Origin of the sequence: Bacteroides sp. HMSC067B03, from assembly GCF_001811315.1 — a bacterium.
Lineage (GTDB): Bacteria > Bacteroidota > Bacteroidia > Bacteroidales > Bacteroidaceae > Bacteroides > Bacteroides faecis.
In genome coordinates this window covers 47492-64184 of sequence record NZ_KV804364.1, presented here as the reverse complement: position 1 = coordinate 64184, position 16693 = coordinate 47492, and the positions used below count along the sequence as shown (strand labels likewise).

Below are 16693 nucleotides of genomic sequence, written 5' to 3'. Positions count from 1 at the left end.
ATTTGTATCAGCTTTCTAATGGTCGATCCGATGGCTTTTGTTACTTTTCTTGCTTATTAATGTTTCATTTATATTATATTTAGTATATTTGTTCCCGTTTCATTTAATAAGACATGAACAATAATACTTGCTATTAATATAATGAGAAGATGTCTGATATTATGCCTTTTTACATTTATTAGTTCGTTGGTCTGTTGGGCTGATGCGGGTAAAGATGCTTATCTTTTTCGGAAAGTCGATTATCAACAAGGGCTTTCTAATAGTGCTGTGCTTTGCCTCTACCAGGATAAAGCAGGGTTGATGTGGTTTGGCACTTATGATGGCGTGAATTGTTATGATGGGAAAGGTATCGAGGTCTTTCGTTCTGATTTCTCAATGAAAAAGACGTTGAGTAACAATGTCATTCATTCTATTCAGCAGGCAGATAGCAGTTGTTTGTGGATTACTACACATTTGGGAGTTAATCGTTTCTCGCAAGATTCGCGTCAGGTAGTGGGATATTATGATTTTACAGGTGATTATTATCTGCATTCCAATCCGAAAGGAGATACTTGGGTAGTAAGCAATGAAGGAATCTTTTATTATAATACTTATCATAAAAAGTTTGTCCATCTCAAAAATATAGAGACTCCTGTCGAGAATATGGATCACCGTGCTTTTGTCACGGATGATGGTGTCTTATGGACTTTTCCACGGAATACAGGTAGTCTGATTCAATGTTCATTAGATGGCTTCGACCTGGATACATTGTCTGTCCATCCTACTGTTTCATCTTCTGATTTTCATGCAAAACCTATCGATAATGTATTTTATCAGAATGGCATTCTCTGTTTTGTGGATGCAGAGCGGGATCTTTATGTATATGATATTTCCAGAAGATCTAAAATCTATATTCGTAACCTTTCTTCGTTGGTGCAACGATATGGGAAAGTTGTGGGAATTGTTCCTTTTTATGAAGACATTATAATTGCTTTTCAAACCAATGGTTTAGTACGTTTACGCACCTCGAAAAAATATGAAGAAGAAGTGGTGGACCGTAATGTACGTATATATGATATTTTCCGCGATCCTCATCAGAATATTCTTTGGGTAGCTTCTGATGGGCAGGGAGCTGTCATGTATGCTAAGAAGTACTCGATAGCCACTAATCTGATGCTTAGCAAACTATCATCCAATCTAAGTCGGCAGGTACGTTCTGTCATGACAGATAAATATGGCGGATTATGGTTTGGCACGAAAGGAGATGGACTTTTACATGTACATGACTATGAAGGTGGTATGGATGCTTCTGCTACTACAGTTTACTCTCCAGTAGGCAGGCAGGATGCTTCATCTTATACCCGTTGGAATAGAGAGTTTCAAGCATACTCATTAAAACAAAGCCGTTATATGGATGGCTTTTGGGTAGGATCGGGTAATCCTGGACTGTTTTACTATTCTTTTGCAGATAAAGCCTTGCATTGTGTTGAGGATAAGTCTGCAGATCCTATTATCGAAATACATGATATCTATGAAGAGAATGACAGCGTACTCTATGCGGTTACAGCTGGGGTCGGATTTCGTAAATTGATATTGGAGAGGAAACAAGGGGAGATTCACCTCAAATCGCAAAAGCGTTATCATTTCTTTTATGAACAAAAAGAGATAACCATGTTTTATCCTATGTTAGCTGAAGGAGATTCCATTCTTTGGTTGGGAAGCCGGGAAAAAGGGTTAATTCGATTTGATAAACAGACAGAAGAATATAAAGTCATTTCTTTGAAAGAAATATTGCATAAATCTGTTGATGATGTACTTAGCCTGCATCGTGCTAAAGATGGTAGGATGTATGTAGGAACAACATCGGGACTAGTGTGTTTGACCTTTAATAAGAAACAAATCAGTGCCTCCTATATCGGTAGAGAACAAGGGTTGCTTAATGATATGATTCATGGCATATTGGAGGATGCAAATGGTTTTTTATGGCTTGGCACTAATCGTGGACTTATTAAATATAATCCCAAAAACACTTCTTCGCATGCTTATTATTATGCCGCCGGTGTGCAGGTGGGCGAGTTTAGTGATGATGCCTATTATCAATGTCCTTATACCGGACGTCTTTTCTTTGGAGGCATTGACGGTTTGCTTTATTTGGATAAGGAAGTGGCGACAGCTCCGGAATTCTATCCGAACATATTATTACGTAAGCTAATGATTGGACGTAAGGAGGTTAATCTGGGGGATTATTATACCGATGGTGGCAAAGCGTTAAGTTTTAAAGGAGCGAAGGCTTCTTTTTCCCTTTCTTTTGTTGTTCCAGACTTTCTTACTGGAGGGGATGTGGAGTACTCCTATATGCTGGACGGATTTGATAAAGACTGGACCTCGTTTAGTAGTATAAATGAAGCATCGTATCTAGAAATACCTTCGGGTAGCTATGTTTTAAAGGTCCGTTATAAGAAAGATGTATTTAATACGGAATATAAGGTGTTTTCTATCCCTTTGTACATTCTTCCACCTTGGTATCTTTCTACGGTAGCCTATGTCATTTACTTGCTGTTTTTCATATTAATAGCCGGTTATCTGATTCATTTATTAAGAAAATATTTTCTCCAGAAGCGTATGATGCAGCGGCTGTTGACAGCAGAAAGCAATGAAGCTCTACCGGAGTCCGCCAGTCTTAATCGTGAGTTACTGAATCGCTTTACGTCCATTTATCGCTCTTGTGATCAGCTGCGTGCGGAAAATCTCCCTTATGAACAGCGTCTCAGAATTATGGAGCAGGTACACGAGACGGTTATTGCAACTCTTTTCCGTCCAGGAACTTTGGCTGTAGAAGAACTTAAGTCATTTTTCCCTACGGAATATGCGATTACTGGTTGTATGTGCATGAAAGAGCTCTCTATAGAAGTCTTGCATGTGTTGGAAGGACAGGGCGTTGATATATCTTCTGTAAAACTTGCTATACCAGAACACTTTGTTTATCCTGTTTATAAGAATGCTTTACGCTGTATGCTCTATTGGTGTTACCTTTATATTGGCGGAGTAAAACATAAGTCGGATATTGTAGTGGATGTAAAGGAAGAGGAAGGACAGATGTTGCTGCAGTTCTCTACTGTAGATGATACTTTGAAGGAATTATATAAGCAACTTTCCGGTTCGGAAGAAGAGGGAAGAAGAGATAGTAAGGAAACAGAAGAGGCGATAACTACCCGCCAATTACTGTTTTCTGTGCAAGCGGCTTTGAGACAGCTGCATGTCACGCTCCACTATGCCGACAGAGAAAAGGATCATTTATTGACGTTAGCCTTTGAACCGGCTATCATCAAGGAGACTGAAGAGCATGGGAAGAAAACGGTTCTTCTGCTGGAGGATAGGGATGAAATGGTATGGCTGATAAGTGATCTCCTAGCAGATGAATTTGTTGTTTGTCCGGTGAAAAGTGTACAACTTGCATTTGAAGAAATACGTAGATCAGCTCCTGCTTTGTTACTAGTTGATATGTTGATGTATGCAAAAGCAGAGAGTGACTTCCTGGAATATGTGAATAAGAATCGTACTCAACTTTCGAAAACGGCATTTATTCCAATGTTAAGTTGGAAAGTAAGTTCGTCCATTCAGCGTGAATTGATTATGTGGGCTGATTCATATATTGTACTTCCTTATGATATTATATTTTTGAAAGAAGCCGTCAATAAAGCTATTTACGGTACTCGGGAGGCAAAGCAGATTTATATGGAAGAGCTTGGTGACTGGGCCGGACGCATTGTTTGTACTACAGAAGAACAGGCGGATTTTATCCGGAAACTGTTACAAGTGATAGAACAAAATCTTGACCAGGAAGAATTGGGATCAACCTTAATTGCCGACCGCATGGCGATGAGTCCGCGTCAATTCTATCGCAAGTTTAAAGAAATATCCAATGCGGCTCCCAGTGACTTGATAAAGAGTTATCGGATGGAGAAGGCTGCACGATTGTTGCAGAATGAAGAACTTTCTATTCAGGATGTTATCGCTGAAGTTGGTATTTCCAGCCGTTCCTATTTTTATAAAGAGTTTACCCGCCGATTCGGAATGACGCCGAAAGATTATCGGGAGCAACTCCGATAATGCTATCCCCACTATCTTATTCTTTACTAATTGAGTTTTATGGATGTATTACCCGAATCCTTAGATCAGTAATTCCGGATAATTAAGTCTTTCGAGGTCCTTATTTATTCGTTCCACTATAGTTGGGTGTAAGAGGAACTATAGTGCTTCTTGCGTCCAACTATAGTGGAACGAAAGGAAAACTACAGTAGAACGAATGAATTTGGACTGATAAGAAATTAGTTTTTCAAAGTCTTTCGGTTAATGATTCGGGATTCCTTCATTCCTTCTGTTCTTTGGTCGTTTGGGTGACAGATATATTTGAATTCATGTCTGTATAGATTTTATTTACTACTGCTTACGAATAAACTTTTTAATAAAAGTGGCGAAAAGGCGGCTATTATAACTTGATACAATGTGCGCAAACTTGTGCTCTGTTTGTGCGCAAATGAATGCTATGTGTTGATATATAGATGTTTATAATGTGCTTTATTTCTCCTTTCTGTTCTATGAATGAGCATTTTTATTTTGACATAATTTTGTCACTTCTGCGGAATATTCTTAATATTAAAAGTTTTTAATTTGCCTCCGCTTATAAGAATATATAGGCGATTGATAACCTTAGTATTAATTAAAAAAAACAAAGTAACATGAATTTGTTTGAAATGGAAAAACATCACACAAAGACATTGTGGCTATTGGCATTACTGCTAACATTTAGTACAGTAGTGTGGGCACAAGGTACTCCTGTAACAGGGCGTGTGTCTGATGAAAAAGGCGAATTGCTCATTGGAGTGAGCGTTCAGGAAAAAGGTACTACGAATGGTACCATAACAGACACCAATGGTCAGTATAATCTGAAACTGACGAGTAACAATCCCATTCTTATCGTATCCTATATAGGATATAAATCACAAGAGGTAAAAGTAGGCAAACAGAAAGTGCTGGACGTAATTCTTGCAGAAGATGTATCGTCACTGGACGAAGTGGTAGTTGTGGCTTACGGACATCAACGTAAAGTGTCGGTAGTAGGTGCGCAGTCATCTATGAAAATAGAAGATATAAAGATGCCGACAGCTAATTTATCTTCTGCTATTGCTGGACGTTTGCCGGGTGTAGTAGCTGTGCAACGTTCAGGAGAACCGGGGCATGATGATTCTGATCTTTGGATCCGTGGTATTTCTACACTGGCGGGTCAGAACTCTAAACCACTGGTATTGGTGGATGGTGTGGAACGTAGTTTCAATAATATCGACCCTGAAGACATTGAGTCGTTTACGGTGCTGAAAGATGCTTCTGCCACAGCTGTATATGGAGTACGCGGTGCTAATGGTGTAATTCTGATTAAAACCAAACCGGGTAAGGTGGGCAAGCCGCAATTCTCAGTAGACTACTATGAAGGTTTTGTGACATTGACAAAGAAACCTGAAATGGCGGATGCCTTTACGTATATGGATGCTGCCAATGAAGCGTATATGGATACTAGAGGCAGTATGTTATATTCTCCTCAATATATTGAGGCTACGAAGAAAGCCCATGGATTACTACCGAATGATAATCCACTGATGTTCAATCCTTATTTGTATCCGAACGTTGATTGGATGAACGAATTATTCAATGACTGGGGACATAATCGTCGTGTAAATGTAAGTGTGCGTGGTGGTGTACCTAATGCCACTTACTACGTTTCATTGAGTTATTATAATGAAAAAGGTCTGACACGTACCGCTGAAATGGAGAACTATGATGCTAACATCCGTTACGACCGCTACAATTATACCGCCAATTTGAACTTGAAGCCAACAGAAACGACTACTATTGATTTGGGCTTCAATGGTTTCCTTTCTATGGGTAACTATCCGCAGCAATCTACCAGTGACTTGTTTGCGTCAGCCATGGAGATTAATCCAGTCTATTTGCCGTTAATGATGCCTGATGGTTCTGTACCAGGTATCTCTACCAATGGTGACCTCCGTAACCCGTATGCCGATTTGACTCGTCGTGGTTACAAAAATGAAGCAAGAAATCAGTTGAACTCCAACATTCGTTTGACGCAAGACCTTGGTTTCTGGAAGTGGAGTAAAGGGCTTACCGCCTCTGCCATGTTGGCTTTCGACGTGCATAACAGTCGTGACCTGAAGTATAACAAACGTGAAGATACTTACAATTTTGCCGGAACTAAAGACGAAAACGGATTGTGGAATGATGATGTATTTGATGCAGATGGCAATTATCGGTATGCACTGACCTATACAGGACATAAAGATCTTGCATTTGACCAAGGCGCTTCCGACTCTAGAAGTACTTACTTTGAAGCTTCTTTAAATTACGACCGTTCGTTCGGTTTGCATCGGATAGGTGGTCTTTTGCTTTATAACCAGAAGATTTACCGTTTGAGTTCTGACAATCTGATCGGTTCTTTGCCCTATAAGCAACAAGGCTTGGCTGCCCGTGCTACTTATTCCTGGAACGACCGTTATTTTTTCGAGGCAAACCTTGGGTATAATGGTTCCGAGAACTTCAGTCCAGAAAAACGTTTCGGTTTCTTCCCTGCATTTGGTCTTGGCTGGGCTATCTCTAATGAGGCTTGGTGGGAATCTTTACAAGAAACTGTTTCTTACTTTAAAGTGCGTTATACAGATGGCTTAGTTGGTACGGATGCTGTAACAGGACGGCGTTTTATGTACCTAGACCAGATGGCGAGTGTAGATGGTTATCGTTTTGGCGACCAGAATAACGGTGTTGGTGGTTGGGGGTTCAGCAAGTACGGAGCCAATGTCGGTTGGTCTACTTCCCGCAAGCAAGACTTAGGTGTTGACTTAAAATTTTTCAAAGACAATCTTTCGCTGACATTAGATATCTTTAAAGAACATCGTAAAGACATCTTTATTACCCGACGCGTTATTCCTGATTATTCTGGATTCGTAGAAATGCCTTATGCTAATTTGGGAGTGGTAGACAATAAGGGTTTTGAAGCTACATTGGAATATACACAGCAACTCGGTAAGAAATGTTTCCTGACTGTCCGTGGTAACTTCTCATGGAATGAAGATAAAATTATAGAGAACGATGATCCCCGGGTACAGTATCCGTGGATGGAAAAAAGAGGAACGAACGTGAACGGACGTTGGGGATGGATCGCCGAAGGGTTATTCACTAGTGAAGAAGAGATCATGGACCATGCCAAGCAGTTTGGTGAAGGGCATCCGGGACAGATTTCGAAAGTGGGTGATATCAAATATAAGGATTTAAATGGTGACGGAGTAATTGACGATTATGATAAATGTCTGATAGGTCAGGGTGACGTACCTAAGATTTATTATGGTTTCGGTGCAGATTTACAATTAGGTGATTTCTCTGTCGGTGCGCTCTTTGCCGGAAATGCCAAGGCAGACCGTTGTTTGGGAGGCAATGCCATGTATCCTTTTAATGATGGTTCAGGTATTACGAACTTGTTTGCAAACATTACTGACAGATGGTCTGCTGACAATCCGACTAATCAGGATGTATTCTATCCTCGTTTGCATCATGGAAACAATGCGAATCAAAATAATATGAAAACCAGCACATGGTGGCAGAAAGATGTCAGTTTCCTGCGTCTGAAACAGTTGACTATTGCTTACCAACTCCCGAAGAAGTTGATTAATCAAACATTCCTGAAGAGTGCGCGTATTTATGTGATGGGCACCAACCTATTGACATTCTCTAAGTTCAAATTATGGGATCCGGAGTTGAATACCAATAATGGTACTGCTTATCCTAATGTACGTACTTATTCAGTAGGTGTGAATGTAAGTTTTTAATAATAATCAGTTAGCAAGAAGGATATGAAAAATATATTTAAAATAGGAACTTTGGCGCTGTGTTTGGCGGTCGGACTTAGTTCGTGCAATGATTTCTTCGATGCAATCCCCGGTGAACAATATGACTTGGAGGATACGTTTACTAATCGCTCGAAGACAGAACAGTTTTTGAATAACGTGTATAATTATGTGCCCGATGAAACATTAGAACGTTCTGCAAGGAATACGATGTCGGGGATCTGGACAACCGGTTCGTTGGAATGCAAGCTTTCATGGGACGGAAATAATGGTAGCGAATGGGCTTCCGGAGCCACCTATGCAGGTTCCTCATGGATAAACTTCTGGTACATCGAGTATTATAAAGGAATTTCTCGTGCCAGTACATTTATCATGAATGTAGACCGTTGTTTGGAAGCTTCGGCCGCACAACGCAAACAGTGGAAAGCGCAAGCCAGAGCTTTGCGTGCTTTCTATTACTTCATGATTTTCCGTTCCTACGGTCCATTTGTGATTTTGGGGGAAGAACCGATTCCATTGGATATTTCTACTGCTGAACTGCTGAAAGAACGTAATACGGTAGATGAATGTGTGGATTTTATGGCGAAGGAATTTGATGATGCGGCAAATGAGCTTCCTGATAGATATGACGGATCCAATTTGGGACGTATAGACAGAGCTGCATGTAAAGCTTTCAAAGCGAAAATGTTGTTGTATGCGGCAAGTCCGCTATTCAATTGTAATCCCGATTATGCCGCCATCGTTAATCCGGAAAGTGGCAAGCAACTCTTCCCGCAAGATAAATCGCAGGAAAAAGCGAAATGGGAGGCTGCTCGTGATGCTTACAAAGAATTCTTTGATGAATACGGTAACACTTTCTCTTTATATACGGAGAAAACAGCCGATGGAAAGATTGATTTCTATGAATCTTATAGAAAAGTGACATCGGGAGTTTTGTACGGCACAGAGAATAAAGAACAGATTTTCATTCGCTTGGCAGACCATGATTACCGGGCTTACGAGACCACGCCTTATCACAAGGGGTACGATGATAATAATGGTGCTTTGAGAGGTGGTCTGGGATTTGGTGTACCTCAGGAAATGGTGGACTTGTACTTTATGAAAGACGGTCGCCGGATTGTTGACGATACGAACTATAAAGAATATGAGGGGGTACCTTCTAATGAATATTTGGGATGGTCGAGTGACTATACTGACGAAGTAGTTCCTTCCAGAACCTATTTCAAGAGCAATTTGAATCAAACATTGAAACAATGGGCTAATCGCGAACCGCGTTTTTATACGAACATTACATTCCATGGTTCTACTTGGTTGAAGACAGATACTCCGCGTGGAGAAATAACCACAGAATTGACTTATAACGGTAATTCCGGTTATGCTAATGCCAATTGGGATGCCCCTTACACAGGTTATGGTATGCGTAAAATGGCTTCAAAAGAAGGACGTAGCGGGGCTAACAGGCATTGTGCAACTTTGCTTCGTTTGGCTGACATGTACTTGGGATATGCTGAAACGTTGAGCGCTTGTGACCAACGTAATGAAGCGATTAAGTATGTAAATAAGATACGCGCCCGTGCTGGTATTCCTGGATATGGTGCGGTAGGTACTACGGACGATAATGGATTTGCATGCATTCCTTATGAAGATACACGTGACGGAGTGGACAAACGTATTCATCGTGAACGTTTGGTTGAGCTGATGTTCGAATGGAATCACTTCTTTGATGTACGTCGTTGGAAAGTAGCCGATATGGCTGTAGGCGATGATTGGATTTATCCTAAATATCATAGAGGTGGAGAAGGCGGACCTATTCATGGTATGGCTTTCCGTTCGGATGCTCCTGCATTTTTTGAGAAGGTAGTAGTAGAAACACGTACATTTTTGCCTAAACATTACCTCTTCCCGATTCCTGACGAAGATGTACGTCGTAATCCGAAGATGGTACAAAATCTGGGATGGACAACGGAGTAATATACTTCGGATGTCCGATCTGCGAATGAATGAAAGAAATTAATGAAAAGAAAAACAATGAAGATACCTCAAATAAGATGTAGCGATGTGAATGCAGTGAAGAGAATCATTTTTCTTTGGGTGCTGCTAATTCCCTTTTGTCTGGCAGGATGTTCGTCCGACGATGATGAAGGAGATAATGGAGAAGAAGGTCCGAACGAAGATGCTCCGGTTTCTTATGTACTTGGTTCGGGTAACACGAATATGCCCTCCAGTGGTACAATTATAGCGCAATATGCTGATGCTCCTGTCGGTTCGGAAATCAGACGTTTGGTAGACGATAATGCTGACACGAAGTATGTTACTTATCATAGTAGTTTCAACATCACTTGGAATGGAAATAGTAGTAAGGCTGTCACTGCCTATTCGTTGACCTCGGCTGCCGATACTCCCGAAATGGACCCGAAAGATTGGACACTCTATGGTTCTAATGATAATACTACGTGGACAGAACTGGATGCGCAGACAAACCAACTTTTTGCAGCGAGAAAAGAAGAGAAAAGCTATGAAGTGGATAATGCAACTTCCTATCGTTACTACAGACTTTCTGTTGAAGCGAACAATGGTGGTGCTGCCACGCAGATAGCTGAATGGAAACTGGTGGCCATGCGTTCATATACGGAGAATATCAACGACTTGATTGCTAGTAAAGGTTCCAGTACGTTTAGTGCGATAACTCCGATGGGCAGACAGCATGAGAATGACAGAGAAGCTACGGCAGCAGACTTGAAATGGCTTGCCGATCCTGCTGAAGAACCTGAACCATTTGGAGATGGTGGGACGAAGATGGCTTGGAATACATTCAATGTTGTATCCATTTATCCAAATGGAAATCCTGTGATGTCTGATGTAAATCAGCGTTGGGTAGGTGACTGCTGTGCTTGTGCGGTGATTGCTTCGATGGCATACCTCTATCCCCGTTTCGTAAAACACATTATCAAGGATAATATGGACAAAACATACACAGTTACTATGTATGACCCGAAAGGAAAACAAATATCAGTTGGTGTAGGTGGCGACTATTTTATCGGTAATAGTGGCGATTTAGGTGCCTTAGGCGGCAGAAATAAAGAAGTCACTTGGGCTACGATTCTCGAAAAGGCTATGATTAAGTGGAATCAGATCTATCAAGGTAGTTCTAATGTCGGTGGTATTGGTACTGAATATGTTTCTGCTATCTTTACCGGCGACGGGGAAAGTGTAGGTTTCGGTGCAAATGCATTGATTGCCGAAGACTTGCAACGCGCGGTGGAAGTGTCGCTCAAACAAGGTAGACTGGTGATCGGTGGTTTTACAAGAAGCGGTGAACAGGTAGATCAAAACTGGCAGACGACCAGTGGGCATGCGTTTACGTTTATCTTGCCGGATGATAATACTCATCTTTTCAAGATGCGGAATCCTTGGGGAGGTACTACCGACGGTGTGATGAAAGTGAAGGATGACGGACGGATTCCGCCGATGATCGACTTACGTATTTGTGCGCCGGGAGCAGCCAAGAATTATGGAGTGGGACCGGACTTGGGAGGATATATACCTAATTTCTAATTTCAAATCTTAAAAGAAAAACATCATGAAGAAACTTATTTATATAATGTTGTCGTTGTGTTGCCTGGTTTTTTATAGCTGTGGCATGACGGAACCTTGGAAAGACTGGGAACATGAAGGTGACATGAGTGCAGACCGCTTGCGTCCTTCAGAAGTAAAAGAACTGCTGTGTGCGGCAGACGGATGGAAAATGATTTATCAAGGAATAACGTTCTACTTTCAGTTTGATGAAGAAGGAAATGTAGCATCGGATTCAGACGAAACGTTGTTGAAGAATGAGGTTGGAACAGATTATTCTCTGGATTTCCAAGGGGAAAAAGCGGTGTTGCTTACCTTGCTGAATGGAGGAATGCTACAATATTTGAACGAAAACTCGGAGACGACATTTGTCATTACGGGGTATTCTGATTCACAAATTACAGCTGTAGGACAGACGCATGGCAAAGAAATGATCTTGACTCCGGTCTCAACTGCAGCTTTGCAACAAGCTAAGGAGAGAAAACGATTGGCTATTATTGCTTACAATAAAGCACAGGCCATGGATTTGCTTAAAGGAGAGTTGAATAACGGTGTATTTCGTAGGTCATCCTCTTCTTTCCTTGCACACTATTTGATTATTTGCGACGAGAGCAATAATTGGAAAGTGAAGATTTCTGCAATAGATAACGGTGTGGTAAAACACACAGAGTATCCGATGATAATTGATACAACGAATGATGAAAATGCAGTGTTGACTTTGGGTAGCAATGTGACGGTAGATGGGATAAGTTTGAATAAACTCTATTATAACTATTTGAATGGTGAAATTGAAACTGACAATGCTAATGTTGTATGTGATACTCGGAAAGCCTCTGATATTGCAGCATGGTATGCAGATGGTTGGAAAACCCATATAGTAGATCAGGATGAGATTCATGCGGACTTTAAGGGAATCTTCCACTCTGGTGTGGAGTTTGATGATCGTAATCCGAGAAATTTGATTGCTTGTCCGTGGAGTGGTATGGGATCTTATATTGGCTTTGCGGTTACTATGACAGCAGATAATGCTACTGGTCGTATATTCATCAGCTTGGGCGAACCATATGATTTATTCGGATGGAATAATAATCCGGCTGATTATAACCGTGTACAGCAGGATTACAGTAAATTCCTCTCTTTCTGTGTTTCGGAAGACGGCTTCTATTGGAGTTATGATGACAACGACAATATGGTGTATGTGCTAAGTGCTACAGGTGAGCGTTGGTTTAGAATGAAGAAGTAACCAGTCTTTGAAAAAAGCAAGAAAGTAAACAGAACATAATCTCGATTACTTTCTTGCTTTTGTTTTTGTTTGTACTCTATTTGTATTTTTTTTATGGGCAATTATTTGATTATTAGTAATTTAATTTGTGCTCTGTTTGACTCCTAGTTCTCTACTCTGACATTCTCGTCCGGACGTGCTTTTTGTCACGTTAGAGTATAGTTATTAATTTTCTATTGCGTTAATTTGTAACGTGAATAATAACACTCGCTAATCTAATATTAATAGTTTAACTCTTAGTATCATGAATAAACAGAAACTACTGTCTATCACAATGACCCTGCTATTGGGAGTCTCTTCTGTTTTTGCACAAAAGCAGCCGGTGGATTACGTGAATCCCCTGATGGGAACCGACTCCAAAATTTCGCTCTCCAACGGAAATACTTATCCTGCCATCGCACTTCCCTGGGGGATGAACTTCTGGATGCCGCAGACCGGAAAGATGGGCGACGGCTGGGCTTACACGTATGCTTCTGACAAAATCAGAGGTTTCAAGCAGACCCATCAGCCCAGTCCCTGGATCAATGACTACGGACAGTTCTCCATCATGCCGATGACCAAACAGCTGAAGATAGATCAGGACAGTCGTGCTTCCTGGTTTTCGCACAAAGCAGAGAAAGCAACTCCCTATTATTATAGCGTTTATCTGTCAGAGTATAACATGACAACGGAGATTGCCCCGACAGAGCGTTGTGCATACTTCCGTTTCACGTTCCCCGAAGCATCCGATGCTTATGTGGTAATAGATGCCTTCGACCGAGGTTCGTATGTGAAAGTGATTCCTGAGGAAAATAAGATTATAGGTTATACGACACGCAATAGTGGCGGTGTTCCACAAAATTTCAAGAACTACTTTGTGATAGAGTTCGACAAGCCTTTTACATTTAATAAAGTATGGGCGGACTACCATCTGGTAGAGACGCATCTTGAACTGCAATCCAATCATGTAGGTGCTGCCATCGGTTTTTCGACAAAGAAAGGCGAGCAGGTGCATGCCAAAGTGGCTTCCTCATTCATCAGCCCCGAACAGGCGGAACTGAATCTGAAAGAAATCGGAAACAAGACATTCGAACAGACCAAGGAAGCCGGACGTAAAGCTTGGAATGACGTACTGGGACGTATCAAAGTCGAAGACGATGATGAGAACCGGATGCGTACCTTCTATTCTTGTCTGTATCGTTCGGTATTATTCCCCCGTATGTTCCATGAAGTGAATGCGAAGGGTGAAACCGTACATTACAGTCCTTATAACGGTGAAATCCGTCCGGGCTATATGTTTACCGATACCGGATTCTGGGATACATTCCGTTGCCTGTTCCCCTTCGTCAATCTGGTATATCCTTCGATGGGCGAGAAGATGCAGGAAGGACTGTTGAATACATACCTTGAAAGCGGATTCTTCCCCGAATGGGCAAGTCCGGGACATCGTGGTTGTATGGTCGGAAACAATTCGGCTTCTGTAGTGGCAGATGCTTTCATGAAGAACGTGACCAAGGCAGATGCAGAGAAAATGTATGAAGGTTTGCTCAAGGGAGCCAACAGTGTACACCCGAGAGTTTCTACAACAGGACGTCGTGGATACGAATATTATAATAAACTGGGCTATGTACCTTACGATGTGAAGATTAACGAGAATGCTGCCCGTACGCTGGAGTATGCATACGATGACTGGTGCATCTACCGTATGGGTGAAAAGTTAGGCCGTCCGGCGGAAGAACTGGAAGTTTATAAGAAAAGAAGCCAGAACTATCGCAACCTGTTCGATCCGGAGACTAAACTGATGCGCGGAAAGAATGCTGATGGAACTTTCCAGACTCCTTTCAACCCGTTCAAATGGGGAGATGCCTTTACCGAAGGAAACAGCTGGCACTATACGTGGTCTGTATTCCATGATGTACAGGGACTGGCCGATCTGATGGGCGGAAGAAAGATGTTTGTCAGCATGCTCGATTCAGTATTCAACCTTCCACCGATATTTGATGATAGCTATTATGGAGGTGTGATTCATGAAATCCGTGAAATGGAGATTGCTAACATGGGGAACTATGCGCACGGCAACCAGCCTATCCAGCACATGATTTACTTGTATAACTATGCAGGCGAACCTTGGAAAGCCCAGTACTGGCTGCGTGAAGTGATGAACCGCCTTTACTTTGCCACTCCCGACGGCTATTGCGGCGATGAAGACAACGGACAGACTTCTGCCTGGTACGTGTTTACTGCTTTGGGCTTCTATCCGGTATGTCCGGGCAGCAATGAATATGTGATGGGTGCTCCTTATTTCAAGAAAGCGACGATCACACTGGAGAACGGCAAGAAGCTGGAAATCTCCGCTCCCAAGAACAGTGATGACAATCGTTACATCCGTTCGCTGAACTATAACGGCAAGAACTATACAAAGAATTATCTGAATCACTTCGACTTGCTGAAAGGTGGACGTCTGGTATTTGATATGGATAATAAACCGAATAAAGGAAGAGGTATTAACGAATCCGATTTCCCCTATTCCTTCTCTCGTGATAAAAAGTAAGCAGGTATGAATAAGATGAAAAAGAAAGTATTGATGATGACTATGGCGGCGGCAACCTTGTCTGCCGTAGCTCAGCAACCGGTAGATTACGTTAATCCGATTATCGGAACCAATGGTATGGGGCATACTTTTCCCGGTGCCTGTACACCTTTCGGATGGGTACAATTGAGTCCGGACACAGATACAATACCACATAATATAAACGGTGCATATCAGAAAAACGCTTATGAGTATTGTGCCGGTTACCAGTATCGGGACAAGACCATTGTCGGTTTCAGTCACACCCACCTCAGCGGTACGGGACATTCGGACTTGGGAGATATCCTGCTGATGCCTGCTGTCGGTGATCTGAAGCTGAACCCCGGACGGGCGGATCATCCGGAAGAAGGATACCGTTCGCGTTTCAGTCATGCCACCGAAAAAGCAACTCCCGGATATTATGAGGTAATGCTGGACGACTATGGCATTAAAGCTCAGATGACTGCCACACAGCGGGTCGGTGTACATAAATATACGTTCCCGAAAGGAAAAGACGGTCATCTGATCCTGGACTTGGTGCATGGCATCTATAATTATGACGGCAAAGTATTGTGGGCAAATCTGCGGGTGGAAAATGATACATTACTGACAGGATATCGTATCACTAACGGATGGGCACGCACGAATTATACCTATTTTGCTATTTCCTTGTCACAACCGATCAAGGACTACGGTTATAAGGATAAGCAAAAGGTACTGTACAACGGATTCTGGCGTCGCTTCAACATGGAAAAGAATTTTCCCGAAATCACCGGACGTAAGATTGTTGCCTATTTCAACTTCGATACGGCTGAAGACCCGGAACTGGTTGTGAAAGTAGCGCTTTCGGCAGTCAGTACGGAGGGGGCTGTTAAAAATCTCCGTGCCGAAGCTTCCGGAAAAAGCTTTGAACAGCTGGCTGAAGCTGCCCGGACAGACTGGAACAATGAGCTAGATCATTTCGAAGTAGAAGGTACCCCCGACCAGAAGGCAATGTTCTATACTTCGCTTTATCATACCATGATTAATCCGTCCGTATATATGGATGTGGACGGTTCTTATCGTGGTTTGGATCACAATATCCATCAGGCCAAAGGATTTACTAACTATACGATTTTCTCGCTTTGGGATACATACCGTGCGGAACATCCGTTCCTCAATCTGGTGAAACCGGAACGCAATGCGGATATGGTAGAATCTATGATCAAGCATGAGCAGCAGAGTGTACACGGCATGTTGCCGGTCTGGAGTCTGATGGGAAATGAGAACTGGTGTATGAGCGGTTACCATGCCGTATCGGTGTTGGCGGATGCCATCACCAAAGGAGTCTTTTCGAATGCTGACGAGGCGTTGGCGGCGATGGTCAGTACCTCTACCGTACCTTATTACGAAGGAGTAGCC

7 protein-coding genes are annotated in these 16693 nt (G+C 42.1%); all 7 read left to right on the top strand.

Annotated features, from left to right (window positions below):
• Window positions 1-141 precede the first annotated feature (141 nt).
• The gene (locus HMPREF2794_RS13620; RefSeq protein ID WP_070751671.1) at window positions 142-4089 is read left to right on the top strand and encodes a helix-turn-helix domain-containing protein; all 3948 of its coding nucleotides are present in this window, start codon (window positions 142-144) and stop codon (window positions 4087-4089) included.
• A gap of 629 nt (window positions 4090-4718) precedes the next feature.
• Window positions 4719-7871 (top strand): SusC/RagA family TonB-linked outer membrane protein, encoded by a 3153-nt coding sequence (locus HMPREF2794_RS13615; RefSeq protein ID WP_010536576.1) that lies wholly within the window; start codon window positions 4719-4721, stop codon window positions 7869-7871.
• 24 nt (window positions 7872-7895) lie between these two features.
• Window positions 7896-9860 (top strand): RagB/SusD family nutrient uptake outer membrane protein, encoded by a 1965-nt coding sequence (locus tag HMPREF2794_RS13610; protein ID WP_010536577.1) that lies wholly within the window; start codon window positions 7896-7898, stop codon window positions 9858-9860.
• A gap of 42 nt (window positions 9861-9902) precedes the next feature.
• A complete protein-coding gene (locus HMPREF2794_RS13605) occupies window positions 9903-11444 on the top strand; it encodes a C2 family cysteine protease (protein ID WP_070751670.1) in 1542 nt (513 codons plus the stop codon).
• Between the two features lie 25 nt (window positions 11445-11469).
• Window positions 11470-12705 (top strand): DUF4302 domain-containing protein, encoded by a 1236-nt coding sequence (locus HMPREF2794_RS13600; RefSeq protein WP_010536579.1) that lies wholly within the window; start codon window positions 11470-11472, stop codon window positions 12703-12705.
• A gap of 283 nt (window positions 12706-12988) precedes the next feature.
• Window positions 12989-15274: a GH92 family glycosyl hydrolase gene (locus HMPREF2794_RS13595; RefSeq protein ID WP_022301964.1), complete on the top strand. Its 2286-nt coding sequence runs from the start codon at window positions 12989-12991 to the stop codon at window positions 15272-15274.
• 6 nt (window positions 15275-15280) lie between these two features.
• Window positions 15281-16693: GH92 family glycosyl hydrolase (locus tag HMPREF2794_RS13590; RefSeq protein ID WP_139147254.1), on the top strand; the 1413-nt coding region annotated here is incomplete at its 3' end.